This is a genomic window from Enterobacter sp. AN-K1 (genome assembly GCF_020971765.1).
Classification (GTDB): domain Bacteria; phylum Pseudomonadota; class Gammaproteobacteria; order Enterobacterales; family Enterobacteriaceae; genus Enterobacter; species Enterobacter hormaechei_C.
Genome location: NZ_CP087390.1, coordinates 2629309 through 2656154 on the forward strand (window position 1 = coordinate 2629309; position 26846 = coordinate 2656154).

Sequence of the window (26846 nt, forward strand, 5' to 3'; positions counted from 1 at the left end):
AGTCATTACTTTAAGGCCAGTTCACCTGCGAGTCTGGCCTTATGAAACGTTACTCTACCGCTCTGTTATTGGGTCTGCTGACTTTAACCAGCCAACTGGCGCATGCCGATGTGATTGATGATGCCATTGGCAATATTCAGCAGGCGATCAACGACGCCTATAACCCCGGCAGCAGCCGTAATGATGACGACGACGATCGTTACGATCGCAGCCGTCAAACCGACAGCCGCCAGTACGACGATCGTCGTCGACAGTTAGAAGATCGACGCCAGCGTTTAGACGAGCGTCAGCGGCAGCTGGATGACGATCGGCGTCGGTTAGAAGAGGATGAGCGCCGGTTGGAGGATGATTACGATCGGTGGTAACCCTGGTATTGCAACGCACAGGCCGGGTAAGGCGCAGCCGCCACCCGGCAAAATTTAATCCAACACCAGCACCATCCCGTCATACCCCGCTTCAATGCCGGACGGCAGCGGGTTATCCATCATCCACACGTCAAACTGATGGCTGATATGCGTCAGGATCACCTGCGGACAGCCAATCACCCCGTTCAGCGCAATCACCGTATTCAAATCACAATGGTTGCGCGGCGTTTCCGGGCGCGGTTCATGGCTACAGTCGATAATCATCGCCTGCGGCTGATTGTTTAGCAGAAACGTCACCGTTTTATCCGGTAGCCCGGCGGTATCTGAAAGCCACGCCACGCGGCTGTGGGCGGACTCCAGCAGATAGCCAAACGTGAGTTTTGAATGGTTGAGCGGCAGCGGCGTGACCCGTAAGCCCTGAAGTTCAAACATCACAAACGGCTCCACCGTGTGGCTGAAATCGAGAAGGCCCGGATGTTTGAACAGGTCGTCACAGCCTGCGTCGTCCGGCGGACCGTGAACCGGAATGGTCGCCCCCACGCCCCAGCGCAGAGGAAAAAGCCCCTGAACGTGATCCATATGATAATGGGTAAGCAAAATCTGCCTGAAACTCCCCGCGGGCCACTCGTCCATCAGGTGTGGAATACCCGCGTCCAGCAAGGTGACCGAATCGTTGAATTTCACCGCCGCGCTACAGGGGCGACGGCGATAATTTTCCTGTAAACGCGCCCGTCGGCACGCCGCGCAGTCGCAGCCAAACACCGGCACCAGCTGCGCCCCTCCGGTTCCTGTCAGCGTGATCGTCAGACTCATAACGCACCTCTACAGCGGTTTGGTGAAGCGGAAATGGCTTTGCGTATATCCTTCACGAACATAAAAACGGTGCGCGTCCACGCGCTTCACGCTGGTGGAAAGCTCGGTCAGCTCGGCGCCTGCCTGTCGCGCGACGTCCTCTGCCCAGGCCAGCAGCTGGCTGCCCACTTTTAATCCGCGCGCCTGCGGCATCACCACCAGCTCCTGGATCTCGCCGATCCAGCGGGCGTGATGCAGGTGAAACTGCATATGCAGGCCGATCATACCGATGATCTGCCCGTCCAGCTCGGCCAGCTGGTAACGCATATTGTGATCCTGCAAGTTGGCCAGATACCCGGCGTGAAACGCCTGATGATCGAACTCGGCCTGCTTAAGTTCGCAGATCAGCGCGTAAACGATCGGCGCATCGTCGGCGGTGGCGGGGCGAAGCTGGCAGTCAGGCATGCTGTTTCTCCTTCTGGCGAATAAGCGATAGCAAGGTCTCGACTGACTGTAGCAAACTTCCGTCGTTATTGAGGAGATGGCAACCCGACGGGGTGTAGCGCGCCGCCCGTTCCAGCCGCTGGTCGATCTCGCGCGCGTTTTCGCGCCCCCGCTTTTGCAGCCGGCTACGGAGAACGTCCGGGGAAACCTGCAAACAGACCGGGAGCAGCGCCGCTTCGTACCGGGCGCGAGCCTGCGGGAGATGCGCCCGCGAGCCGTTAACCAGTACGTCGAACCCCGCATGCAGCCAGAGGTCAATCTCAATACCGACGCCATAGTAGTAACCGTTGGCATGCCAGCTCAGCGCCAGCAGGTTTTGTCCGGCGCGGGTAAAAAACTCCTGCTCGCTCAGGGCGATATGGTTCTCGCTTCCGGCGTTGGCATCGCGCGTGATATAGCGGTGCGCCACCAGCAGCTGTGAATGTTCCCGCTGCCGTAACGCCGACAGCAGGCTGTCCTTCCCGGAGCCGGACGGGCCCATTAACCAGATGAGTCTTCCCATCAGAACACCCTTTTTCCCTGACGCCAGACGTGGTCGATATGAATGTGCTCGCCCTTACGGTGGGCGAGCACCAGATCGGCCCGTTTCCCCTCGGCAATTTCACCGCGATCGTGAAGATTAAGCGCGCTGGCCGGGTTTTTCGTCACCAGGCGAATCGCCTGTGGCAGCGTGAAGCTGTTGTTCTCGTCGTCCGCGACGCGGAAGGCCGCGTCCAGCAGGCTGGCGGGGTAATAGTCAGAGGAGAGGATATCCAGCAGGCCGAGCGAGGCGAGCCTGCTTGCCGCCACGTTGCCGGAGTGCGATCCGCCGCGCACGATATTTGGCGCGCCCATCAGGACGTTCATGCCGTGCTTACGCGATGCCTCTGCCGCTTCAAACGTGGTGGGAAATTCAGCTATCACGCTGCCAAGCTGGTGGGATTCGCGCACGTGATCGTGCGTGGCGTCGTCATGGCTGGCCAGGGCAATATTCCGGTCCCGGCACATCGCGGCAATGGAGAGGCGATTCGGCTGCGACCACTGGGCCGCAAGCTGGAGCTGCTCTTCTTCGTAGCGCACCATCTCCGCGTCGTTGAGCGAATATTTGCCCTGATAGTATTCGCGATACTTTTCAATGTTGGCGAACTGGCGCTGCCCCGGCGAGTGATCCATCAGGGAAACCAGCGAGACCGGCTCGCGGCCCACCAGCTTCTCAAACAGCGGCAGGGTGGTGTGGTGCGGCAGCTCGCAGCGCAGGTGCAGGCGGTGCTCGGCGCGGTTGAGGCCGCGCTTTTGCGTCTCCTCCACGGCGTTGATCATCTTCTCCAGGTTCTCCAGGCGATCGCCGCCGTCGCGCACGTCGCCAATCGCCACCGCGTCCAGCACCGTGGTGATGCCGCTAGCGACCATCAGCGCGTCGTGGCTGCTCATCGCTGAATGAGCAGGCCAGTCCACCTTTGGGCGCGGGGTGAAGAATTTATCGAGATTATCGGTATGCAGCTCAATCAGCCCCGGCAGCAGCCAGCCGCCTTCGCCGTCCATCGCTTCAGGAGTGCGGCTCCGGGTTTCGGCAAAGGCGCGGATGACACCGTCCCGCACCTCAACCGAGCCGTTCACGACCTCATTTTCCAGCACCAGCCTGACATTATTGATAATCATACGTTTGTCCCCATCGGGTGCAGTCTGTCCGCCACGCGTTGGCGTACGGCGTCGTCGTGGAAGATCCCGACGATCGCCGCGCCGCGCGCTTTGGCCTGTTCGATCAGTTCCATCACCGCTGCGCTGTTCTTACTGTCGAGCGAGGCGGTGGGTTCATCCAGGAGTAAAATCGGGTAATCGACGATAAAGCCGCGGGCGATGTTGACGCGCTGCTGCTCGCCGCCGGAAAAGGTCGACGGGGCGAGGTGCCACAGACGCTCCGGTACGTTGAGGCGCGTCAGCAGGCTGGCGGCTTTAGCGGCGCAGGTTTCGCGCGGCACGCCGAGATCCAGCAGGGGTTGCATGACCACGTCCAGGGCGGAGATCCGCGGGATCACTCGCAGGAACTGGCTGACCCAGCCGATCGTCGAGCGGCGCACTTCCAGCACTTTGCGCGCGGGAGCCTGAACCAGATCGACCCATTCATTGTTATGGCGAATATGAATATGGCCTTCGTCCGGCAGGTAGTTGGCATACAGGGAGCGCAGCAGGGTGGATTTTCCGCTGCCGGAATGGCCATGCAGCACCACGCATTCGCCGTTGCTGACCTCTAACGAGGCATTTTGCAGTACCGGCAGGCGGACGCCGTTTTGCTGGTGGAGCACAAAGGTTTTACTTACGTTTTGTACGTGGATCATTTTGGCCTCGCGATTCGTTTTGCCGGGTGGCGGCTTCGCCTTACCCGGCCTACAAGGTGCGGTGTTCGTAGACCGGGTAAGCGCAGCGCCACCCGGCAACCGCGCCCTCAGTTCTGCAATACGGACGACACCAGCAGCTGGGTATACGGATGATGGGGATCGTCGAGCACGCGGTCGGTTAACCCACTTTCCACCACCTGACCCTGCTTCATCACCAGCAAGCGGTCCGCCAGCAGGCGCGCAACGCCTAAATCGTGGGTGACAATCACCACCGCCAGGTTTAGCTCCACCACCAGGCCGCGCAGCAGGTCGAGCAGGCGAGCCTGCACAGAGACGTCCAGCCCGCCGGTCGGTTCATCCATAAACACCAGTTTCGGATGGGTGACGAGATTGCGGGCAATCTGTAAACGCTGCTGCATGCCGCCGGAGAAGGTGGTCGGCAGGTCGTCGATGCGCGAGGCGGGAATTTCAACCTCTTCCAGCCAGTGCTGCGCCGTGGCGCGGATGTTGCCGTAGTGGCGCGCGCCGGTGGCCATCAGCCGTTCGCCGATGTTGCCCCCCGCCGACACCTGGCGGCGCAGGCCATCCATCGGGTGCTGGTGCACCACGCCCCACTCGGTGCGCAGCAGGCGGCGGCGATCGGCTTCGCTCATGCCATACAGCGACACGCCCTCATACAGAATGTCGCCATTCTGCGGCGTCAGGCGCGCGGAGATGGACTTCAGCAGGGTGGTTTTACCGGAGCCGGACTCGCCGACAATGCCCAGCACTTCGCCCGGCCACAGCTCAAACGACACGTCGCTAAAGCCTTTGCCCGGCGCATAAAGGTGAGTCAGGTTATTAACCGAAAGCAGCGGTTTCATTGGCTGTTCGCCTCGCTCTGTTGGCGGCAGTAATCGGTGTCGGAGCAGACAAACATCCGTTTGCCCGTGTCGTCCAGCACCACTTCATCCAGATAGCTATGCTTCGAACCGCAGATGGCGCACGGCTCGTCCCACTCCTGCACCGTAAACGGGTGATCGTCGAAATCCAGGCTCTCCACACGGGTGTACGGCGGCACGGCGTAGATGCGTTTTTCCCGTCCGGCGCCAAAAAGTTGCAGGGCGGGCATCATGTCCATCTTCGGGTTATCGAATTTCGGGATCGGCGACGGGTCCATCACGTAGCGGCCGTTCACCTTCACCGGGTAGGCGTAGGTGGTGGCGATATGGCCGAAGCGGGCGATGTCCTCATACAGTTTGACCTGCATGATCCCGTACTCTTCCAGAGCGTGCATGGTGCGGGTTTCGGTTTCCCGCGGCTCGATAAAGCGCAGCGGCTCCGGGATCGGCACCTGGAAAATCAAAATCTGATCTTCAGTCAGCGGGGTCTCCGGAATGCGGTGACGGGTCTGGATCAGCGTCGCGTCTTCGGTTTTTTCGGTGGTGTTGACGCCCGTTACGCGCTTAAAGAAGTTGCGGATCGACACGGCGTTGGTGGTGTCGTCTGCCCCCTGGTCAATGACCTTCAGCACGTCCGCTTCGCCAATCACGCTGGCGGTGATCTGAATACCGCCGGTGCCCCAGCCGTAGGGCATCGGCATTTCGCGGCCGCCGAACGGCACCTGATAGCCGGGGATCGCCACTGCCTTCAGGATGGCGCGGCGGATCATGCGTTTAGTTTGTTCGTCCAGATAGGCAAAGTTGTAGCCGCTTAAGTTAGCCATTGGCGCGCTCCCGTTGCAGGCGTTTCAGCAGTTCCAGTTCGGCCTGGAAATCGACGTAGTGCGGCAGCTTGAGGTGCGAGACAAAGCCGGCGGCCTCAACGTTATCCGCGTGGGCCAGCACGAACTCTTCGTCCTGTGCCGGGCCTGCAATATGCTCGCCGTAGTCCGGCGCCTGGAGCGCACGGTCAACCAGCGCCATCGCCATCGCCTTGCGCTCGCTCAGGCCATACACCAGCCCGTAGCCGCGGGTAAAGTGCGGATCTTCATTCTCTGGCGCGACAAAACCGTTGACCATTTCGCACTCGGTCATCAGCAGTTCGCCGATGTTCACCGCAAAACCCAGCTCTTCCGGCACGATTTCAATGTCGATATAACCGCTGCGGATCTCTGCCGCGAAGGGGTGGTTGCGCCCATAGCCGCGCTGCGTGGAGTAGGCCAGCGCCAGCAGATACCCTTCGTCACCGCGCATCAGCTGTTGCAGGCGGGACGAGCGCGAACAGGGATAGACCGGCGGCGTGTGGGTGATGTCATCCGGTGTGCTGCCGGTGTCCTCTTCCGCCTTCGCCAGCCCCTGGTTTGCCAGCAGGCTAAAGACGTGCGGGGAGGCGTCTTGTTCAGCGTCAGAGACGCTGAGCTGCGGTGTTTCACCGTTCGCCAGCAGAGTGAAGTCCAGCAGGCGATGGGTGTAGTCGTAGGTCGGACCAAGCAGCTGGCCGCCAGGAATATCTTTGTACACCGCAGAAATACGGCGCTCTAATCGCATTTCCGCCGTATTCACCGGCTCGCTAACCGCCAGCTTCGCAAGCGTAGTGCGGTAAGCGCGCAGCAGGAAGATGGCTTCCACGTTATCGCCGCTGGCCTGTTTCAGCGCCAGCGCCGCCAGTTCGCGGTCCGCGATGCCGCCTTCGGTCATCACGCGGTCGACGGCCAGGTTTAACTGCTGCTCAATCTGGGCGACGCTCAGCTCGGGAAGGGCGTCATCCCCCCGGCGTCTGTGCGCCTGCAAGGCATGGGCGGCGGCGATCGCCTTCTCGCCCCCTTTGACGGCAACGTACATCAGCACACCTCCACGTGAGTGGTTCTCGGGATCGCCAGCAGGCGCTCGCCGCAGGTCAGGATCAGGTCGATACCGAGCGGGAACGGATGCGGGCGCTCGGTCAGCTCATGAATGATGCACTCCGGCAGCTGGGGGGCGACCATCCGCTCGTCGGCAATCCCTGCACCCGTCAGGCGCAGCATGCGGCCACCGCTCAGGCTGGAGACCTGCAAAATCAGCGTGGCGCTGGTTTCCGGTGCGACGGCGCTGCCTTCGCTCAGGGCGTTAAGCTGTTCGTGGCTGATTTGCTCGTCGGCCACGGCGAAGACCGCCTGCTGGGGCTGCTCGACCAGCGGCGCGTTGGTGTGAAAGCGCAGGTTCTGGCTGGCGATATCGTTCAGCAATGCGCCTGACAGCCATACCGGGGTGTCGTTGTCCGCCAGGGTCAGCAGCACGCTGGTCGAGGCGAGGTTCAGCGGCAGCCAGCCCTGGGAGAGCTGGTGCAGCGAGACAATGACGCCCGGCTCGCTCATGGCTTTCAGCAGGCGACGGAAACTCTGTTGGGCATCCTGGACGGCCAGGGTAAAAGCAGGTTGAAGCGTCATGCGTTGTCTCCGCGAACGAGCGTAAAGAAGTCGACCCGGCTGGTATTCACTTCGGCCTGACGCGCGGCAAGGCGTGCGGCGCGGTCGGCTTCCAGCGGGGCAATAAGGGTTTCCATTAACGTCTGAAAATGCGGCTGTTCCTGTAAAAGCGCGTCGATCGCTGCGCAGCGCTCGGCGTGCGTTTTGTCGCGCCCAAGTACGTAGCCGTAGCCCAGCGTGCCGCTTTTCAGGCGGATCACCGCGCGGGTGAGGGTGGCATCGCCGGCGAAGAAGCGCTCGCCGGTGCCGCCCATGCGTGCCTGGATCTGCACCAGGCCGATCTCCGGCGCGCGGATCGTGTCGTAGTCCGGCGTCAGGCCGAGCGCGCTCATGCGGGCAGCCAGCGCATCAGGCTGGCTGTGGGCCAGCACGCGCATCCAGCGATGACGAGTGGAGGTTTCGAAGTGCATTCAGTGCTCCATGGTAAATTCAATCATGTCGGCGCGGGTCAGGCTGACGGAGTATTCCGTTGCGTTGACGTCGCCGTCACGGTGGTTGAGGGTGCGCACGCAGAGCAGCGGGGCCATGTTGGGGATCTCCAGCACCTTGCTCTCTTTCGCCTGCGCGCGGCGGGCGCTGATGCGCGTCTGGGTGCGTTTGAGCGCGATACCCGTCGCGTCCTGAAGAAAATCATGCAGGGAACCGCTGGCGAAATGTTGCAGCACGGGCCAGAGGGTGAGGTCCGCGAAGTAGTGGTCGATCTGACAGACCGCCACGCCGTTCACCCGGCGCAACGTGCGCAGGTGAACGACGTTGTCGCCCTCCTGAATCCCCAGCGCGTCCGCCACGTGGCGGGAGGCCGGGCGCAGGACTGACAGCAGCTTTTCGCTGGTGGGGTGGCTGCCCTGATCGAGCAGGTTCTGGCTAAAACGCGCCTGGGCATTGAGCGGGTAGTCGAACGGACGCATCAGCACCAGCACGCCGACGCCCTGACGGCGCTGGACCCAGCCGCGCTCCACCAGTTGATCGATGGCGCGACGCAGGGTGTGGCGATTCACTTCGTAGCGGTCGGCAAGCTGCTGCTCGGCGGGCAGGTAGTCTCCGCAGCGGTAGTGCGTGCGCAGCTCCACTTCGAGCTTTGCCGCAATCTCTTGCCAGCGGGTGGGGTAACTGGTCGGATGTCTGGATAAGTGCATACAAATCAAAGCCTCGCTTCTCAGATGAAGTGCTTACGCAAACGTTGAGAGAGGAAATCCAGCAGGCTGACGGTGACGATGATGAGCACCATCAGGGCGCAGGTTTGCTGGAACTGGAAACCACGAATGGCTTCCCACAGGGTGACGCCAATGCCGCCTGCGCCCACCATGCCGACCACGGTGGCGGAGCGAACGTTGGACTCGAAGCGGTACAGGGAGTAGGAGATGAGCAGCGGCATCACCTGCGGCAGGACGCCGTACAGGATCTCTTCGATTTTGTTCGCTCCGGTTGCGCGGATGCCTTCCACCGGGCCGGGCTCGATGGCTTCAACCGCTTCGGAGAGCAGCTTGGAGAGCACGCCGGTGGTGTGGATGAACAGCGCCATCACGCCCGCGAACGGACCCAGGCCGACGGCGACCACGAACAGCATGGCGAACACCATTTCGTTAATGGCGCGGCAGGCATCCATCAGGCGACGCATCGGCTGGTATATCCACCACGGCACGATGTTTTCGGCGCTCATCAGGCCAAATGGAATGGAGAGAATAACCGCAAGGGCGGTGCCCCAGACGGCGATTTGCAGGGTGATCGCCATTTCGCCAAGGTAGTCCTGCCACTGGCTGAAGTCCGGCGGGAAGAAGTCGGCGGCGAAGGTGGCCATGTTGCCGGAATCTTTGAAGAGCAGCAGCGGATCCATTTCCGCGCCCTTCCAGGAGATAACCAGCACCGCCAGCAGGATGGCCCAGCTGATGAGCGAGAACCAGCTGCGCTTTGGCGGTGGGAGGGTGATGGTTTGCATGTGTTACCCCGCGGGTCTTTGTGTGCCGGATGGCGCTACGCTTATCCGGCCTACGATCCAAAATGTAGGCCCGGTAAGCGCAGCGCCACCGGGCGAAAAGCGTTACTGCACCGCTTTATTCACGCTGGTCATTGCACCGAGCGCGGCGGTCAAGCGGTCGAGATCGTCCAGCTGGGCCTGAATTTCAGAGACTTTGCTGGTCTTCTCGTCTTCCTTAAGGCCTTTGTTGTCCTTCACGCCCTGCATCTGTTTGAACAGCGCCAGCTGGCGAATCGGAACCAGCTGCAGGTCGCTTGACGCGCGGAACGGTGCCCAGCCCAGATGTTCAAGAACCGCTTTCTCTTCCGGCGTTTTGCCATAGGTCATAAAGAAGTCGTACACCTTCTCCTTGGTGCTTTCGGTGAGGTTTTTACGCCACACGATCGGGTCGCCCGGGATCAGCGGCGATTTCCAGATAACCTTCAGCTCTTTCAGCTTGTCCGGCGCGGAGGTCTTCAGCTTGTCGAGGTTTTCGGTGTTGTTAGTGGCAACGTCCACCTGCTTGTTGGCCACGGCCAGGGCGTTGGTTTCGTGGCTGGCGTTGACGGTGCGCTTGAAGTCGCTGGCGGAGGCGTTGTTTTTGGCGAAGACGTAGTAGCCCGGGACGAGGAAGCCGGAAGTGGAGTTCGGATCGCCATTGCCGAAGGTCAGCTCTTTGCGCTTGGCGAGCAGGTCGTTGAGGTTGTTGATCGGGCTGTCTTTGTTCACGATCAGCACGCTCCAGTAGCCCGGAGAACCGTCTGCTGCGACGGTCTGGGCGAAGACCTGTCCGTTCGCGCGGTCTACTGCCTCCATGGCGGAGAGGTTGCCGTACCAGGCGATGTCCACTTTATTAAAGCGCATCCCCTGGATGATGCCCGCGTAGTCCGGGGCGAAGAAGGCGTTCACTTTGATCCCCAGTTTGGTTTCCATATCTTTCAGGAACGGTTCCCACTGGGTTTTCAGGTTCTGCTGTGATTCCGTCGAAATGATGCCAAAGTTCAGCGCTTTTTCCTGCTCCTCGGCCCAGGCCGGGCTTAACAGGGTGCTGATGCTGAACATGCTGGTGAAGGCCAGCGCGGCAACGGCTTTGTAGTTCATGTCCATTCCTCGTTATGGGGACGTTAAGCAGCCTGCGCGCGCTCTTCGACGCGGTTTACGCTGCGGTAGAGATGATCGAAACGTTCGTTATCAAACTGGTGGCTTGCGCCATCGAAGAACACATGGCCCTGACGCAGGGCGACGATGCGCTCGCAGTAGCGCAGGGCGTAATCCACCTGATGCAGCGTCACCACCACGGTGATGCCGTCGTTCTGGTTGATGTCGCGCAGGGTTTCCATCACGATGCGGGCCGATTCCGGGTCCAGCGAGGCGATAGGTTCATCGGCCAGAATGATTTTGGCTTTCTGCATCAGGGCGCGGGCGATGGCGACGCGCTGCTGCTGTCCGCCGGAGAGCGTGGAGACGCGCTGGTGGGCGAAATGCGCCATGCCGACGCGGGTCAGCGCCTGTAAGGCTTCTTGCTTCTGGGATGGGGAGAACCAGCGCAGGCAGGTGCGCCAGAACGGGGTGCTGCCGAGCGCGCCAATCAGCACGTTCTCGAGCACGGTCAGGCGGTTCACCAGGTTGAACTGCTGAAAGATATAGCCCGTCTGAGCGCGGCTTTTGCGAATATCGCTCGCCAGACGCCCCGCATGTTGCACGGTGTTCCCCAACAGTTCGACGCGGCTTTCCGGCGTTTTGTCACAGGTAATCAGGCCGCTCAAGTGACGAAGAAGGGTGGATTTACCTGAACCAGACGGTCCCAACAGCGCCACCATTTCGCCCTGCTGGACGGTCAGATCAACGGCATGCAGCGCCTTGTTGTGATGGAAGGTTTTGCTCAGTTTCTCGACGCGAATGACAGTTTGCATGTGCCGGGCCTCACGATAAATGTGGCCTCATGCTGGCGCATCAATATGACATTTGGGTTAAGTCTCGGTTGCGGGAATTTGAAGAGTTGAGGGGAGTTTGATGACAGGCGGAGGCAGACCGCCCACCGCCCGAAAAATTAGTGCTGCTGCTTAACGACGTTAATCATCCACGGCACGCCGTATTTATCGGTGACTTTCCCGAATCCGTGCGCCCAGAAAGTCTCCTGCCAGGCCATTTCGACATTGCCGCCATCAGAGAGGTTGTCGAACCAGCGTTTGCCTTCATCCACGTCCTGCGTGTCGAGCACCAGCGTAAATCCGGCGTACTGCGTGCTGCTACCGGGTGGCAGACCATCGCTCATCATGATATCGCTGCCGGCAATGCGGACATTAGAGTGGGCGATGGCGGTATCCGGGAAGTTCATGCCTGACGGACAGCCTTCTTCGCTGTTTTCGTCTTTGGGCATTTCGCCGAAGGTGATTTTGTAGAGGAGCTCTGCGCCGACGGCCTGCTGATAGAAGGCGGTCGCCTCCGCACAGTTGCCGGCGAAAGAGATGTAGGGACTTAACGGCATAATCTTTACCTCACGTAAGAAAAGCCCGTTAAGTGTAGTTCCCGAACGCCCGGTAAGCGAAGCGTCACCGGGCGGGACAATCAGTTCTTTTTCACGAACTCAGATTTCAGTTTCATCGGACCGAAGCCGTCAATTTTGCAGTCGATATTATGATCGCCTTCAACCAGACGGATATTTTTGACTTTAGTGCCGATCTTCAGCATGGAGGAACTGCCTTTTACCTTCAGATCTTTCACAACGGTAACGCTGTCGCCGTCTGCCAGCAGGTTGCCGTTCGCGTCTTTCACGATCAGCGCATCGCTGTCCTGTGCAGGCTCCGCATCGTTCCATTCATGGGCGCATTCCGGGCAAACGAACATGCCATTGTCTTCATAGGTGTATTCAGAATTGCATTTCGGGCAGTGTGGAAGTTGCATGTTGGTATCCTCAAAAGTGTTAACACGCTGGAAAACGCCAGCTAAATGACGGCAGTGTGCCGAAAAAGGCAGCGAGTATAACGCAAATCCCCACTTTTGTCGGTGATATTGTTTTATAAAAATAGCGCATAAATGCGTAAGCGATGACACGAACTGTCAGTGAATTAAGGGAAGCTTAAGCCCTGAACGGCAGAGATCGTAATCATGCTAAATGTATCGAATATTTTATTACAGCAAATTGCTACGCTGTGCCATTTCGGATAAGGTGAAGGAACAAGCCGTTATTTATCTATCCTCTTCTGACGCCATACATCTTTTGGCGCCAGGGAATACCTCTCTTTTTTGGTGGGTAAATAACGATGATATATCCTGATGTTTCCTGAAAATGCGTTTTGTCTATTCACTTTTGGCTTTCTGGCCAGGGGATGTTTTACACGTATTACGAGGGTGGTTTTTAAATTCTCATTATCTTCAGTTAGTTGTATTAAATGAACATGTTTTCCATACGTGATCATATAAGCCTGAAAAGTATAATTAAAACATCGTGGCTTAATAAAAGTAATAAATTTGCGTTAAGGGAAGGCTTTTATCATGCACACACAGACCATATTTGAATTAAGCCAGGAAGCTGAACGATTGTTACAGCTCGCTCTGAACAATCTTGATTCATTAAAATCTATGCCGATTGCAAAGCTGGATAGCACAGCCGCTGCGATGAGCGGCGTTAATAACAACGTTTTGCCGTTACATTTTAGCGCACGGGGTGTCGACGCTCAGCAGGCGATGCTGAATAACGAATTACGCAAAATAACCCGCCTCGAAATGGTGCTGGCGATTGTGGGTACCATGAAAGCGGGAAAATCGACCACCATTAATGCGATTGTGGGCACGGAAGTGCTGCCGAACCGCAATCGTCCGATGACGGCACTTCCCACGCTGATCCGCCATACGCCGGGCCAGAAGGAGCCGGTGCTGCATTTTTTGCACGTTTCGCCCATCGATACCCTGATTACCCAGTTGCAGAAAAAACTGTGCGATAAAGATCGCGGCAAGCTGGCGCGGCGTCTGGAAATCGACAAGGACATGAATACGCTGCTGGAGCGCATAGAAAGAGGTGAGGCGTTTGAAAAACATCACCTGGGCGCGGAGCCCATCTTTCATTGTCTGAAAAGCCTGAACGATCTGGTGCGGCTGTCTCAGGCGCTGGGCGTGGAGTTTCCGTTCTCTGAGTATGCCGCGATAGAACATATTCCGGTGATTGAGGTGGAGTTTGTGCATCTCGCCGGTCTGGATGCGCACCTGGGGCAACTGACGCTGCTCGACACGCCGGGGCCGAACGAGGCCGGTCAGCCGCACCTGCAAAAAATGCTCAGCGAGCAGCTGGCGCGCGCCTCCGCCGTGCTGGCGGTGATGGACTATACACAGCTTAAATCTATTTCTGATGCGGAGGTTCGTCAGGCAATTTCGGCTGCCGGGAAATCCGTACCGCTTTACGCCCTGGTCAACAAATTCGATCAGAAAGATCGTAACAGCGACGATGAAGAGCAGGTGCGGGCGATGATTTCCGGCACGCTGATGAAAGGAAATATTTCTCCGGGGCAAATTTATCCGGTCTCTTCTATGTGGGCCTATCTGGCAAACCGCGCCCGCTATGAGATGAACGTTCATGGGCGCCTTCCCGATCATCAGGATCAGCGTTGGGTACAGGATTTTGCCGAGGCCGCGCTGGGCCGCCGCTGGCGAACGGCCGACCTGGACGATATTGACCATATTCGCCATGCGGCGGATCTGCTGTGGGAGGATTCGCTGTTTGAACAGCCCATCCGCAAACTGATTTACGCGGCTTACGCCAACGCTTCGCTGTTCGCTCTGCGGTCGGCATCGCATAAGCTGCTGAACTATGCGCAAAATGCCAGAGAATACCTGGATTTTCGCCATCAGGGACTGACGGTCGCTTTTGATGAGCTGGAGCTGAATATTGCGCGTCTGGAAGAGGATATGACGTTGCTGCGTCAGCGGCAGAGCGTGGTGAGCGATGAGGTCCAGCATGAAGTTGAAGAGGCGCTCAACACAACGGATGCATTCCTGCTTCGCCAGAAAGGTGAACTTCACCAGGCGCTGGGCGACATTTTTAGCCGCCCGTCTATTCTTGATTTAGCAGGGCGCGAGCCATCCAGTTTGCGTGCAGACGACGCGGATGCGATCCAGCAGCTGGTGCTTGATGATGAAGGGCAGGCGCAGATTGTCCTGAGCAAGATCCGATCGTCATGCGAGCAGATTATGCTGAATGCGCAGAGCAGAATTGGCCGGGAGCTGGCGTTACGCTTCGATCAGCTGGAGTCTACGCTCGCCCGATCGTTGAATGAGGCGATGCGACCCATCGAGACGCGAATTAAGGAGCAGCTCAGTCATGCCGGATTTCGGGCGCGGATTAGCTTCCCGGCGTTTCAGGCAAACCAGCTTAATTTCAATACGCGCGGCTTATTTAATGATGCCATTGTGCAGGACACCCCTCCCGCCAGTCAGCCAGCAGGGGCAGGCAGCGTACGTAATACCGTCTCGCGCTGGCTCAATAATCCCGGCTGGGGCTGGGAAGAGTATGTCGTGACGCGCATACGCTATGTCATCGACATCGTTCAGCTTCATGGCAAATTTACGCAACATATCGATCAGTTTTGCGATCAAATACGTAAAGCTTTGGCCGCGCAGGTCGATGTCTCTGTTACGGCAGGTATGGCAACGTTCTTTGCAGAGTTTTCGTTGTGCCTGACCGGGTTACAGGAAAGCTTGCGTGATAGCCTTGCCGTGCGGCAGCAGAATGAACATTCAACCCGGGCGCTTAGCCAGTTGTTGAAGCAAAGTATGACTACTGCGGCGTGGATTCAGGAAGATACCCGACTGTTACGCGATGATATTCAAACCTTATTCGCGGCAGAGCAACCATGACAACACAGCTACTGGACGGTCCCGGGCGGACGCTGGAGTGTATTCATCCAAAATTTATGGTCGATTTGGTCCAGGGGGCGGACGCTGCACGTCACTCCCTCCTGGGGCCACAGCAACTGCAATTTCGTGAGCGTTTGACGCAGGAGATCATTACGCAGACCCGGCTGCGGCCGTGGGCAATGGCGGGAATGCTCAACGAAAATGCAGCGCTGCGGCTGGGTCTGGCGGAGAAACTGGCCGGTATGCTCGACCCCGGACACCTTGCGCTGACCCGTATGTCCGACAGGCTGGTAGCCCTGCGCCAGCAGGTGAATCCACGCCTCCCTCAACCGCCCGGATTGTTGCAACAGTACGAAGAGCTCTCCTCACATTTCAACCAGCGTGCCGCCTATAAAGAGAAAGCGCTCGCGCAGCGCGGCCTTACGGTTCAGGCGGGTGAGCACAGCGAGCAAATTTTTACCCGTTGGCGAGCCGGGCAGTATGACGGCTGGTCGCTGGCTGGCCGCTGCTTTATCGTGCTGGAAGAGTTGCGCTGGGGGGCGTTTGGCGATGCCTGTCGTCTGGCGAATAGCGATGTGGCGGCCATGCTGAAAGATAATCTGCGCAGCATGGCCGCAAACTATCTGGCACAGGGAATTAATGCTTCTCCCACCACCCGGCATTTTTACCATCAGTGGCTGACGACGCCCGCTTCTCCCGGTCTGATTGATTATAAAGATATGCTGGGCTGGCTGGGGGACTGGTGTCAGGCGGATAAACATCCGGTGAGCTGGTCAGTGACGCAGAGCTGGCAAACGGTCGCGCTGGGAATGCCGAGACTCTGTTCGGCAAAACGGCTGGTGGATGGCATGGTGGAAGAGATATTTGGTACGTGATTGCCCCCTCTTTTTAAGGAGGGGGCGAAAGGGTTAGTGGTGCATTTCTACCGCTTCAGGTTCTGTCCGGGACTCAGGCACATGCCCAAAGCGTCTGGCATACAGTGCCGTGATGACAGGGACCAGAATTGCCGTCACAATCACGCTGGCGGCAACCAGAGCCGTGGCGGAAGCGGCCACGGGTTCAAAGGCCGGGTTAATCTGGGCGATAATCACCGGGTTGGCTACCGCAGCGCCTGCGGCCGAAGAGGCGGCCACGCCCGCGGTTCCGTTGCCGCCTCCGATGACGCGGTCTGCAATAATCAGTGGAATACCCGTGATCACGATGACGGCAACACCCAGCACAATGCCCAGCAGGCCGGTTTCCAGAATCACGTTCAGGTTGATGGTATTGCCCAACGCGAAGCCGAAGAACGGGATCAGTACCGGGGTGGCTTTGCTGAAGAAATCACGCAGATCGTGATCGAGGTTGCCCAGCGCAAAACCAATCAGGAACGGCAGGATCGCCCCGACAAAATGGTGTGGTTCAAAAGAGGCAAGGCCGGCAGAACCCAGAATCAACATCGTCATCAGCGGACCCGACTCCAGGGACATCAGCACGAACGCGCCCGATTCTTCTTTGGTGCCATATTGATTCATCAGGCTGGCATAGAGACCGCCGTTGGTCATATCCATTGCTGAGACTATGGCCAGAACAGATAATCCGGCGAAGAAGCCGGTCTGAATTCCATTCTCCGGAATGAACATTGCACAGATCATGGCAACAACCCAGGCGACCGCAATTTTAGTAATGACCAGCGTCCCTGATTTACGTAATACCGTACCTGTTGCACGCAAGTTAATAGATGCGCCGATGCAAAAGAACCAGACTGCCAGAATCGGTACCGTTCCGCTAATCATACCTTTTGTAAAACCGCCAAAATAAGCACCGGTATTCGGGGCTAGCGTATTTAATATCGCGCCAAGTACCAGCGGGACCAGCATCATCCCGCCCGGGATGCGTTCTATTGTTGCTTTAATCTTCATCATTAACCCTCACATCTCGTCCGCATGGCTGGCGGAAAGCTCAAAAAATAGATCAACAAATTCAAACGATTGCCTTTTTTAGGGCCAATCGATTCGTTATTTATGCTGTAGAGCGAAATTCAGGTGTTCAGCATTCCTTCATTTGAAAGCCGCTGGGATATCGTGTTCGGATTTATCATGCGATCTTTGGAATTGTGATTCAATGAAAATAAAACGCTGTTTTAGTTATCTTCGTCACATATTGAATGTAAACAGGATTGCCCACTGTTAATAATTGAATTTTGTGTAAATTCGCTGTGAAAAAATGTGCTTGCATTTTGTTTGGGGAGGAATAATAACGGGCGTTAAGATCTGTTTGATAAGGGGGTTTAGAATGACCTTATTTATCGTGAATTGACAAAAGCTGAAGGCAACTTACGAACAGGAAAAATAAGTGTGAAGTTGATCACATATATAAACGCTGGTAGGGTAAAAAGGTCTTTAACTGCCCAGACAGGCGTCAACAGGTTCGGTTGTATTGAGGTAAAACGTCAATGTAAGTAAACCTGCTACGCTTGAATAAGGAGATTCGCATGGAGCGGATCTCTGGTTCACAGCTTGCAAAATGCGCTGTGAAACGGACGGGGCTGAGTCTACGAGGAAAGCTATGCTTAGAAGGAAAAAAGTAAAACCCATCACGCTGCGCGATGTCACCATTATTGATGACGCGAAACTGCGCAAAGCGATTACAGCGGCCTCGCTCGGTAATGCGATGGAGTGGTTCGATTTTGGTGTTTACGGCTTTGTGGCCTATGCACTTGGTAAAGTGTTCTTCCCTGGTGCCGATCCCAGCTTGCAGATGATTGCTGCGCTGGGTACGTTCTCCGTTCCCTTCCTGATTCGTCCTCTCGGTGGCCTTTTCTTCGGCATGCTGGGTGATAAATATGGTCGCCAGAAGATCCTGGCTATTACCATTGTCATCATGTCGATAAGTACATTCTGTATCGGCCTTATTCCGTCGTATGCAACTATTGGTATATGGGCGCCGATTCTGCTGTTGATCTGTAAGATGGCGCAGGGCTTCTCCGTTGGCGGCGAATATACCGGTGCATCGATTTTTGTCGCTGAATATTCTCCGGACCGTAAACGTGGCTTTATGGGCAGCTGGCTGGACTTTGGTTCGATTGCCGGTTTTGTCATGGGCGCGGGGGTTGTGGTTCTGATCTCAACCGTAGTGGGTGAAGAGAACTTCCTTGACTGGGGCTGGCGTATTCCGTTCTTCCTGGCGCTGCCGCTGGGCATCATTGGGCTTTATCTGCGTCACGCCCTGGAAGAGACGCCTGCGTTCCAGCAGCACGTTGAAAAGCTGGAGCAGGGTGACCGTGAAGGGTTACAGGATGGCCCGAAAGTGTCGTTCAAGGAGATTGCGACCAAACACTGGCGCAGCCTGCTGACCTGTATTGGTCTGGTGATTTCCACCAACGTGACCTATTACATGCTGTTGACCTACATGCCGAGCTACCTGTCGCATAACCTGCACTACTCGGAAGACCACGGTGTGCTGATTATTATCGCCATCATGGTGGGTATGCTGTTTGTGCAGCCGATTATGGGTCTGCTGAGCGACCGCTTTGGCCGTAAGCCATTCATTATTCTCGGCAGCGTCGCCCTGTTCGCACTGGCAATCCCGGCCTTTATTCTGATTAACAGCAATGTGCTGGGGCTGATTTTCGCCGGTCTGCTGATGCTGGCGGTGATCCTCAACTGCTTCATCGGGGTGATGGCTTCTACGCTGCCGGCAATGTTCCCGACGCATATTCGCTACAGTGCGCTGGCGGCAGCCTTTAATATCTCCGTTCTGATTGCGGGCCTGACGCCGACGCTTGCTGCTTCACTGGTGGAGAGCACGCAGAACCTGATGATGCCTGCTTACTATCTGATGGTCATTGCGGTGATCGGCCTGATTACCGGTATTACCATGAAGGAGACGGCGAATCGTCCGTTGAAAGGGGCAACGCCTGCGGCGTCTGATATTCAGGAAGCGAAAGAGATCCTGCGTGAGCACTACGATAATGTAGAGCAGAAGATTGAAGATATTGACGCAGAGATTGAGGCGCTCCAGACAAAACGCTCTCGCCTTGTCGATCAGCATCCGCGAATTAACGAGTGATAAAAAAACCCGCCGCTGGCGGGTTTTCTTTTATTAGCATCCTGCGGCAATATAGTCGCCGCCGGCGCTGACGGGGATCACCGTCAGGAACAGGATCGTCGCGAACAGTATCAGAACAACCCCTCCGGCAATTTTGACCATCGGCATTACCCAGTTCAGGGACGTGCCGCCGCCAAACCAGGTTACTGTGCGTTCACGCGCGTAACGTACTGCCAGCGACAGCCCCATAATCGACAGCGCCGTGCCCAGCGACATTGTCATCACAGCAGCAATCCCCCAGCTAATAATACCGAGCGCATTCGAGAACATCAGGATCATAATTGCCCCGCTGCACGGGCGTGCGCCAATGGCCAGCACCACGCCCAGACGGGTTTTCCAGTCGCTTTTAGTCAGATCCACCCCTACGCCGTGATGGCCGCAGCCACAGCGTTCATTATGCTGGTGAAGCGGCTTGATGGCGCTAATCGCCATTTTGCGCGGACGCAGGCTGCTGAGCGCCTGATAAATGATAAACGCGCCGAAGACGGCAATCAGCACGGCGCTGATTTTCTCGACGTACCAACGGCTGGTGCTGATATCTCCTGACGCGAGGTTCAATCCAACCGCCAGGATAAAGACAAAGACGATCGCGCTGACGCCCTGCATCATGCTACCGATAAACGGTACGACGCGCGCCGCGAGCTGGCTCTCTTTATTGGTGGTGAGATACGTGGTAACGATAAATTTGCCGTGCCCAGGTCCAACGGCATGGAGTACACCATAAAGAAACGCACCGGTTAACAACCATAGCCCACCGCTGTACTGATGATTATTAAGTTGCAGCAGATACATCACCAGATATCGGTGCAGGGTGATCTGGGTGGCGAGGCACCACTGAATAAAAGCATTCCAGTGCGTATGCAGTGCAAAACCTGCCATAAGTAACACCAGCATGGCGAGCCCGGCGGTTGGGATACGCCAGTCACGTTGAAGTTGTTGTGTCGTCATGAGGTTGGCCCGCGAGAGAATATTTGCCGCTAGTATAGTGTTCAAATCGTTGGATCACACCGGGATCGTCAATAGATTGTGGATAAGTCTGTGCGTAAAAAGGTATAAGGCGGGGTTTTGCTGGGGAATACAGCAGTCAGTCATTTTTTTGCAACTTTTCTGTTGCGGTCGCTCGGGAACTCCCTATAATGCGCCTCCATCGACACGGAACATGTGAATCACTTCACAAACAACCGGGTCGGCTGAAGAGAAAAAATCCTGAAATAACGGGTTGACTCTGAAAGAGGAAAGCGTAATATACGCCACCTCGCGACAGAGCGCTGAAGCGCGTCGCAACTGCTCTTTAACAATTTATCAGACAATCTGTGTGGGCACTCAAAGTGACATGGATTCTTAATGTCTTCGGACACTAAATGAATACCAAGTCTCAACGAGTGAACACGTAATTCATTACGAAGTTTAATTCATTGAGCATCAAACTTTTAAATTGAAGAGTTTGATCATGGCTCAGATTGAACGCTGGCGGCAGGCCTAACACATGCAAGTCGAACGGTAACAGGAAGCAGCTTGCTGCTTCGCTGACGAGTGGCGGACGGGTGAGTAATGTCTGGGAAACTGCCTGATGGAGGGGGATAACTACTGGAAACGGTAGCTAATACCGCATAACGTCGCAAGACCAAAGAGGGGGACCTTCGGGCCTCTTGCCATCGGATGTGCCCAGATGGGATTAGCTAGTAGGTGGGGTAACGGCTCACCTAGGCGACGATCCCTAGCTGGTCTGAGAGGATGACCAGCCACACTGGAACTGAGACACGGTCCAGACTCCTACGGGAGGCAGCAGTGGGGAATATTGCACAATGGGCGCAAGCCTGATGCAGCCATGCCGCGTGTATGAAGAAGGCCTTCGGGTTGTAAAGTACTTTCAGCGGGGAGGAAGGCGATAAGGTTAATAACCTTGTCGATTGACGTTACCCGCAGAAGAAGCACCGGCTAACTCCGTGCCAGCAGCCGCGGTAATACGGAGGGTGCAAGCGTTAATCGGAATTACTGGGCGTAAAGCGCACGCAGGCGGTCTGTCAAGTCGGATGTGAAATCCCCGGGCTCAACCTGGGAACTGCATTCGAAACTGGCAGGCTAGAGTCTTGTAGAGGGGGGTAGAATTCCAGGTGTAGCGGTGAAATGCGTAGAGATCTGGAGGAATACCGGTGGCGAAGGCGGCCCCCTGGACAAAGACTGACGCTCAGGTGCGAAAGCGTGGGGAGCAAACAGGATTAGATACCCTGGTAGTCCACGCCGTAAACGATGTCGACTTGGAGGTTGTGCCCTTGAGGCGTGGCTTCCGGAGCTAACGCGTTAAGTCGACCGCCTGGGGAGTACGGCCGCAAGGTTAAAACTCAAATGAATTGACGGGGGCCCGCACAAGCGGTGGAGCATGTGGTTTAATTCGATGCAACGCGAAGAACCTTACCTACTCTTGACATCCAGAGAACTTAGCAGAGATGCTTTGGTGCCTTCGGGAACTCTGAGACAGGTGCTGCATGGCTGTCGTCAGCTCGTGTTGTGAAATGTTGGGTTAAGTCCCGCAACGAGCGCAACCCTTATCCTTTGTTGCCAGCGGTCCGGCCGGGAACTCAAAGGAGACTGCCAGTGATAAACTGGAGGAAGGTGGGGATGACGTCAAGTCATCATGGCCCTTACGAGTAGGGCTACACACGTGCTACAATGGCGCATACAAAGAGAAGCGACCTCGCGAGAGCAAGCGGACCTCATAAAGTGCGTCGTAGTCCGGATTGGAGTCTGCAACTCGACTCCATGAAGTCGGAATCGCTAGTAATCGTGGATCAGAATGCCACGGTGAATACGTTCCCGGGCCTTGTACACACCGCCCGTCACACCATGGGAGTGGGTTGCAAAAGAAGTAGGTAGCTTAACCTTCGGGAGGGCGCTTACCACTTTGTGATTCATGACTGGGGTGAAGTCGTAACAAGGTAACCGTAGGGGAACCTGCGGTTGGATCACCTCCTTACCTTAAAGAACCTGCCTTTGTAGTGTCCACACAGATTGTCTGATGAAAAGTAAATAGCAAGGCGTCTTGCGATTGAGACTGTACGTCCCCTTCGTCTAGAGGCCCAGGACACCGCCCTTTCACGGCGGTAACAGGGGTTCGAATCCCCTAGGGGACGCCACTTGCTGGTTCGTGAGTGAAAGTCACCTGCCGTCATATCTCAAAACTGACTTGCGAGTCATGTTTGAGATATTTGCTCTTTAAAAATCTGGATCAAGCTGAAAATTGAAACGACACACAGCTCATGTGTGTTCGAGTCTCTCAAATTTTCGCAATCAGAAGTGAAACATCTTCGGGTTGTGAGGTTAAGCGACTAAGCGTACACGGTGGATGCCCTGGCAGTCAGAGGCGATGAAGGACGTGCTAATCTGCGAAAAGCGCCGGCGAGGTGATATGAACCTTTGACCCGGCGATGTCCGAATGGGGAAACCCAGTGCAATCCGTTGCACTATCGTTAACTGAATACATAGGTTAACGAGGCGAACCGGGGGAACTGAAACATCTAAGTACCCCGAGGAAAAGAAATCAACCGAGATTCCCCCAGTAGCGGCGAGCGAACGGGGAGCAGCCCGGAGTCTGAATCAGCTTGTGTGTTAGTGGAACGGTCTGGAAAGTCCGACGGTACAGGGTGATAGTCCCGTACACGAAAATGCACATGCTGTGAACTCGAAGAGTAGGGCGGGACACGTGGTATCCTGTCTGAATATGGGGGGACCATCCTCCAAGGCTAAATACTCCTGACTGACCGATAGTGAACCAGTACCGTGAGGGAAAGGCGAAAAGAACCCCGGCGAGGGGAGTGAAAAAGAACCTGAAACCGTGTACGTACAAGCAGTGGGAGCCTACTTGTTAGGTGACTGCGTACCTTTTGTATAATGGGTCAGCGACTTATATTCTGTAGCAAGGTTAACCGTATAGGGGAGCCGAAGGGAAACCGAGTCTTAACTGGGCGTTAAGTTGCAGGGTATAGACCCGAAACCCGGTGATCTAGCCATGGGCAGGTTGAAGGTTGGGTAACACTAACTGGAGGACCGAACCGACTAATGTTGAAAAATTAGCGGATGACCTGTGGCTGGGGGTGAAAGGCCAATCAAACCGGGAGATAGCTGGTTCTCCCCGAAAGCTATTTAGGTAGCGCCTCGTGAACTCATCTTCGGGGGTAGAGCACTGTTTCGGCTAGGGGGCCATCCCGGCTTACCAACCCGATGCAAACTACGAATACCGAAGAATGTTATCACGGGAGACACACGGCGGGTGCTAACGTCCGTCGTGAAGAGGGAAACAACCCAGACCGCCAGCTAAGGTCCCAAAGTCATGGTTAAGTGGGAAACGATGTGGGAAGGCACAGACAGCCAGGATGTTGGCTTAGAAGCAGCCATCATTTAAAGAAAGCGTAATAGCTCACTGGTCGAGTCGGCCTGCGCGGAAGATGTAACGGGGCTAAACCATGCACCGAAGCTGCGGCAGCGACACTTATGTGTTGTTGGGTAGGGGAGCGTTCTGTAAGCCGTCGAAGGTGTGCTGTGAGGCATGCTGGAGGTATCAGAAGTGCGAATGCTGACATAAGTAACGATAAAGCGGGTGAAAAGCCCGCTCGCCGGAAGACCAAGGGTTCCTGTCCAACGTTAATCGGGGCAGGGTGAGTCGACCCCTAAGGCGAGGCCGAAAGGCGTAGTCGATGGGAAACAGGTTAATATTCCTGTACTTGGTGTTACTGCGAAGGGGGGACGGAGAAGGCTATGTCAGCCGGGCGACGGTTGTCCCGGTTTAAGCATGTAGGCGGAGGTTCCAGGTAAATCCGGTACCTTGTTAACGCTGAGGTGTGATGACGAGGCACTACGGTGCTGAAGTGATAAATGCCCTGCTTCCAGGAAAAGCCTCTAAGCATCAGGTAACACGAAATCGTACCCCAAACCGACACAGGTGGTCAGGTAGAGAATACCAAGGCGCTTGAGAGAACTCGGGTGAAGGAACTAGGCAAAATGGTGCCGTAACTTCGGGAGAAGGCACGCTGATGTGTAGGTGAAGCCCCTGCGGGCGGAGCTGAAATCAGTCGAAGATACCAGCTGGCTGCAACTGTTTATTAAAAACACAGCACTGTGCAAACACGAAAGTGGACGTATACGGTGTGACGCCTGCCCGGTGCCGGAAGGTTAATTGATGGGGTTAGCGGCAACGCGAAGCTCTTGATCGAAGCCCCGGTAAACGGCGGCCGTAACTATAACGGTCCTAAGGTAGCGAAATTCCTTGTCGGGTAAGTTCCGACCTGCACGAATGGCGTAATGATGGCCAGGCTGTCTCCACCCGAGACTCAGTGAAATTGAACTCGCTGTGAAGATGCAGTGTACCCGCGGCAAGACGGAAAGACCCCGTGAACCTTTACTATAGCTTGACACTGAACACTGGTCCTTGATGTGTAGGATAGGTGGGAGGCTTTGAAGCGTGGACGCCAGTCTGCGTGGAGCCGCCCTTGAAATACCACCCTTTAATGGCTGGTGTTCTAACGTAGACCCGTAATCCGGGTTGCGGACAGTGTCTGGTGGGTAGTTTGACTGGGGCGGTCTCCTCCCAAAGAGTAACGGAGGAGCACGAAGGTTGGCTAATCCTGGTCGGACATCAGGAGGTTAGTGCAATGGCATAAGCCAGCTTGACTGCGAGCGTGACGGCGCGAGCAGGTGCGAAAGCAGGTCATAGTGATCCGGTGGTTCTGAATGGAAGGGCCATCGCTCAACGGATAAAAGGTACTCCGGGGATAACAGGCTGATACCGCCCAAGAGTTCATATCGACGGCGGTGTTTGGCACCTCGATGTCGGCTCATCACATCCTGGGGCTGAAGTAGGTCCCAAGGGTATGGCTGTTCGCCATTTAAAGTGGTACGCGAGCTGGGTTTAGAACGTCGTGAGACAGTTCGGTCCCTATCTGCCGTGGGCGCTGGAGAATTGAGGGGGGCTGCTCCTAGTACGAGAGGACCGGAGTGGACGCATCACTGGTGTTCGGGTTGTCATGCCAATGGCACTGCCCGGTAGCTAAATGCGGAAGAGATAAGTGCTGAAAGCATCTAAGCACGAAACTTGCCCCGAGATGAGTTCTCCCTGAGACTTTAAGTCTCCTGAAGGAACGTTGAAGACGACGACGTTGATAGGTCGGGTGTGTAAGCGCAGCGATGCGTTGAGCTAACCGATACTAATGAACCGTGAGGCTTAACCTTACAACGCCGAAGGTGTTTTGGCGAAGAGACAGACACGATTTTCAGCTTAGATTCAGAGTCCGAAGGATTTTGCGCTGAGACAAGGCGGCAAACGAAGGAAAGGAAGGAGCATACTGAGGTATGTGACTGACTTTACGAGAGCAGCCAACGCAGTATCAGTGCGAAAGACACAGGACAGAGCACAAGAATTTGCCTGGCGGCTTTAGCGCGGTGGTCCCACCTGACCCCATGCCGAACTCAGAAGTGAAACGCCGTAGCGCCGATGGTAGTGTGGGGTCTCCCCATGTGAGAGTAGGGAACTGCCAGGCATCAAACAAGTGAAGAGGCCATCCGGAAGGATGGCCTTTTTGCGTTTGTTTGTTGAAAAACGGCAGGCCGGGTAAGGCGAAGCCGCCACCCGGCAACTCAGAGCGTACTATCCCTGACAAACATTCAAACGAAGCAATTGCCGCTGATGGAAACGCCCAAGGATCAGCACCGTCGTTAACGCACCAAGCAGCGCGCAAAACATATCTGACTGGGTATCCCATGGATCGCCCTGCGTCCCCAGAAAATCATCCGCACCCTGTCCCATTGCCAAAGCTGCCCACCACTCAATGAGTTCATAGGTGGCGCTAATGGCCAGAGCAACACAGCACACCAGAAATCCCGTCATCTTATGTCCACGAACATACCCACCGCGCAGCAGAATTTCTCGCGCTGCCAGTGCGGGAACCAGCCCCTGGAAGAAGTGACCGAGCTTGTCATACGGATTTCGGCTAAGCCCGAGCATCTCCTGAACCTCAAAACCAACCGGAACCTTTGCATAGGTGTACATACCACCAACCATCAGAATGATGGCGTGGAAGAAAATCAAGGTATAGAGAAGGGGAGTCAGGGGGTATCGCCGGTGCGTGGCAAGCAGAAGTGGGATGATGATAATGACGGGCGTCACCTCCATCAGCCAGGTGATGCGATCGCTCGTGAACAGGCCGGTATAAAACAGGATCAACAGCAGGAGCAGTGACCCGACTTTTAAAGCAGATAAGGTCATATCATTTTCATTGTCAGGGGAAAAAATCACTATTACCTGACAGAAGGGAAAATTCAATGCGTAGCGGATACAGAAAAGCAAAAACCCAGCCGTAGGCTGGGTTCTTTAAATAGTGGTGCCCGGACTCGGAATCGAACCAAGGACACGGGGATTTTCAATCCCCTGCTCTACCGACTGAGCTATCCGGGCAACGGAGCGCATTAAACCGCAATCGCGCGCGATCGTCAACATTATTTCGGGAAAAGCTGTTCAACTGCTTAAGTTTGCGGCAATCTGTCCGTTTGTGCCCTGGAATTGCACAAATCTTCCAGACAGTTCAGGCAAGATGTGACAATGC

The 26846-nt window shown here is 56.1% G+C and carries 23 protein-coding genes, 2 tRNA genes and 3 rRNA genes; 8 read left to right on the forward strand and 20 right to left on the reverse strand.

The window, feature by feature from the left end; all coding sequences use genetic code 11:
• The first annotated feature begins 41 nt into the window (after positions 1-41).
• Positions 42-365: a DDRRRQL repeat protein YjdP gene (gene yjdP / locus LOC22_RS12565; protein ID WP_017382647.1), complete on the forward strand. Its 324-nt coding sequence runs from the start codon at positions 42-44 to the stop codon at positions 363-365.
• Between the two features lie 54 nt (positions 366-419).
• Here yjdP and phnP read toward each other — a convergent pair whose 3' ends face one another.
• From phnP to LOC22_RS12645, 16 genes are all read right to left on the reverse strand, one after another.
• A complete protein-coding gene (gene phnP, locus LOC22_RS12570; protein ID WP_230238939.1) occupies positions 420-1178 on the reverse strand; it encodes a phosphonate metabolism protein PhnP in 759 nt (252 codons plus the stop codon).
• A gap of 9 nt (positions 1179-1187) precedes the next feature.
• Positions 1188-1622, reverse strand: a complete 435-nt coding sequence (gene phnO, locus LOC22_RS12575) for an aminoalkylphosphonate N-acetyltransferase (RefSeq protein ID WP_015570217.1) — start codon at positions 1620-1622, stop codon at positions 1188-1190.
• Positions 1615-2166, reverse strand: coding sequence for a ribose 1,5-bisphosphokinase (gene phnN, locus LOC22_RS12580; RefSeq protein ID WP_032104477.1), 552 nt, complete (start codon positions 2164-2166; stop codon positions 1615-1617). Before phnN ends, phnO begins: the two co-directional genes overlap by 8 nt.
• Positions 2163-3299, reverse strand: a complete 1137-nt coding sequence (gene phnM, locus LOC22_RS12585) for an alpha-D-ribose 1-methylphosphonate 5-triphosphate diphosphatase (protein WP_063931919.1) — start codon at positions 3297-3299, stop codon at positions 2163-2165. Before phnM ends, phnN begins: the two co-directional genes overlap by 4 nt.
• The gene (gene phnL / locus LOC22_RS12590; RefSeq protein WP_017382651.1) at positions 3296-3976 is read right to left on the reverse strand and encodes a phosphonate C-P lyase system protein PhnL; all 681 of its coding nucleotides are present in this window, start codon (positions 3974-3976) and stop codon (positions 3296-3298) included. The genes phnM and phnL overlap by 4 nt, the downstream gene beginning before the upstream one ends.
• 107 nt (positions 3977-4083) lie before the next feature.
• A complete protein-coding gene (gene phnK, locus LOC22_RS12595) occupies positions 4084-4839 on the reverse strand; it encodes a phosphonate C-P lyase system protein PhnK (RefSeq protein WP_015570221.1) in 756 nt (251 codons plus the stop codon).
• Positions 4836-5681 (reverse strand): alpha-D-ribose 1-methylphosphonate 5-phosphate C-P-lyase PhnJ, encoded by an 846-nt coding sequence (gene phnJ, locus LOC22_RS12600; RefSeq protein WP_006810438.1) that lies wholly within the window; start codon positions 5679-5681, stop codon positions 4836-4838. The genes phnK and phnJ overlap by 4 nt, the downstream gene beginning before the upstream one ends.
• Positions 5674-6738, reverse strand: a complete 1065-nt coding sequence (locus tag LOC22_RS12605; protein ID WP_230238940.1) for a carbon-phosphorus lyase complex subunit PhnI — start codon at positions 6736-6738, stop codon at positions 5674-5676. The genes phnJ and LOC22_RS12605 overlap by 8 nt, the downstream gene beginning before the upstream one ends.
• Positions 6738-7322, reverse strand: a complete 585-nt coding sequence (gene phnH / locus LOC22_RS12610; protein ID WP_003860219.1) for a phosphonate C-P lyase system protein PhnH — start codon at positions 7320-7322, stop codon at positions 6738-6740. Before phnH ends, LOC22_RS12605 begins: the two co-directional genes overlap by 1 nt.
• Positions 7319-7771 carry a phosphonate C-P lyase system protein PhnG gene (gene phnG / locus LOC22_RS12615; RefSeq protein ID WP_230238941.1) on the reverse strand — a complete coding sequence of 151 codons (453 nt, stop codon included), beginning with the start codon at positions 7769-7771 and terminating at the stop codon, positions 7319-7321. The genes phnH and phnG overlap by 4 nt, the downstream gene beginning before the upstream one ends.
• Positions 7772-8497, reverse strand: coding sequence for a phosphonate metabolism transcriptional regulator PhnF (phnF, locus tag LOC22_RS12620; RefSeq protein ID WP_006810434.1), 726 nt, complete (start codon positions 8495-8497; stop codon positions 7772-7774).
• 20 nt (positions 8498-8517) lie between these two features.
• Positions 8518-9297, reverse strand: coding sequence for a phosphonate ABC transporter, permease protein PhnE (phnE, locus tag LOC22_RS12625; RefSeq protein WP_230238942.1), 780 nt, complete (start codon positions 9295-9297; stop codon positions 8518-8520).
• Between the two features lie 102 nt (positions 9298-9399).
• Positions 9400-10416 (reverse strand): phosphonate ABC transporter substrate-binding protein, encoded by a 1017-nt coding sequence (gene phnD, locus LOC22_RS12630; RefSeq protein ID WP_230238943.1) that lies wholly within the window; start codon positions 10414-10416, stop codon positions 9400-9402.
• Between the two features lie 23 nt (positions 10417-10439).
• Positions 10440-11228: a phosphonate ABC transporter ATP-binding protein gene (phnC, locus tag LOC22_RS12635; protein ID WP_003860210.1), complete on the reverse strand. Its 789-nt coding sequence runs from the start codon at positions 11226-11228 to the stop codon at positions 10440-10442.
• 137 nt (positions 11229-11365) lie between these two features.
• Positions 11366-11803 (reverse strand): VOC family metalloprotein YjdN, encoded by a 438-nt coding sequence (gene yjdN / locus LOC22_RS12640; RefSeq protein ID WP_039271992.1) that lies wholly within the window; start codon positions 11801-11803, stop codon positions 11366-11368.
• Positions 11804-11883: 80 nt separating this feature from the next.
• The gene (locus LOC22_RS12645; protein ID WP_003860206.1) at positions 11884-12219 is read right to left on the reverse strand and encodes a zinc ribbon domain-containing protein YjdM; all 336 of its coding nucleotides are present in this window, start codon (positions 12217-12219) and stop codon (positions 11884-11886) included.
• Between the two features lie 591 nt (positions 12220-12810).
• Between LOC22_RS12645 and crfC the strand changes: the two genes are divergently transcribed.
• Both crfC and LOC22_RS12655 read left to right on the forward strand, forming a co-directional pair.
• Entirely contained in the window at positions 12811-15165 is a 2355-nt protein-coding gene (gene crfC / locus LOC22_RS12650; RefSeq protein ID WP_230238944.1) for a clamp-binding protein CrfC, read from the forward strand.
• Positions 15162-16040 (forward strand): diguanylate cyclase regulator RdcB family protein, encoded by an 879-nt coding sequence (locus LOC22_RS12655; RefSeq protein ID WP_015570229.1) that lies wholly within the window; start codon positions 15162-15164, stop codon positions 16038-16040. The genes crfC and LOC22_RS12655 overlap by 4 nt, the downstream gene beginning before the upstream one ends.
• 33 nt (positions 16041-16073) lie before the next feature.
• On the opposite strand, the gene kdgT is transcribed toward LOC22_RS12655, so the two are convergent.
• On the reverse strand, positions 16074-17066 hold the full coding sequence (gene kdgT, locus LOC22_RS12660) for a 2-keto-3-deoxygluconate transporter (RefSeq protein WP_230239552.1): 993 nt from the start codon (positions 17064-17066) through the stop codon (positions 16074-16076).
• A 646-nt stretch (positions 17067-17712) separates the two neighbouring features.
• On the opposite strand from kdgT, the gene proP reads away from it, so the two are divergent.
• Entirely contained in the window at positions 17713-19215 is a 1503-nt protein-coding gene (gene proP / locus LOC22_RS12665) for a glycine betaine/L-proline transporter ProP (protein ID WP_015570231.1), read from the forward strand.
• Between the two features lie 33 nt (positions 19216-19248).
• On the opposite strand, the gene LOC22_RS12670 is transcribed toward proP, so the two are convergent.
• Positions 19249-20202, reverse strand: coding sequence for a nickel/cobalt transporter (locus tag LOC22_RS12670; RefSeq protein WP_047364502.1), 954 nt, complete (start codon positions 20200-20202; stop codon positions 19249-19251).
• Between the two features lie 484 nt (positions 20203-20686).
• On the opposite strand from LOC22_RS12670, the gene LOC22_RS12675 reads away from it, so the two are divergent.
• From LOC22_RS12675 to rrf, 4 genes are all read left to right on the forward strand, one after another.
• A 16S ribosomal RNA gene (locus LOC22_RS12675) occupies positions 20687-22228 on the forward strand.
• A gap of 84 nt (positions 22229-22312) precedes the next feature.
• A tRNA-Glu gene (locus LOC22_RS12680) sits at positions 22313-22388 on the forward strand.
• 182 nt (positions 22389-22570) lie between these two features.
• Positions 22571-25476: ribosomal RNA gene (locus tag LOC22_RS12685) — 23S ribosomal RNA — on the forward strand.
• Positions 25477-25668: 192 nt separating this feature from the next.
• Positions 25669-25784, forward strand: a 5S ribosomal RNA gene (gene rrf, locus LOC22_RS12690).
• The 16S, 23S and 5S rRNA genes sit together here with 1 tRNA gene alongside, the layout of an rRNA operon.
• Positions 25785-25891: 107 nt before the next feature.
• Here rrf and LOC22_RS12695 read toward each other — a convergent pair.
• Together LOC22_RS12695 and LOC22_RS12700 are read right to left on the reverse strand one after the other, a co-directional pair.
• Entirely contained in the window at positions 25892-26509 is a 618-nt protein-coding gene (locus LOC22_RS12695) for a DUF2238 domain-containing protein (protein ID WP_015572442.1), read from the reverse strand.
• A 113-nt stretch (positions 26510-26622) separates the two neighbouring features.
• Positions 26623-26698 (reverse strand) — tRNA-Phe (locus LOC22_RS12700).
• Between the last annotated feature and the right edge of the window lie 148 nt (positions 26699-26846).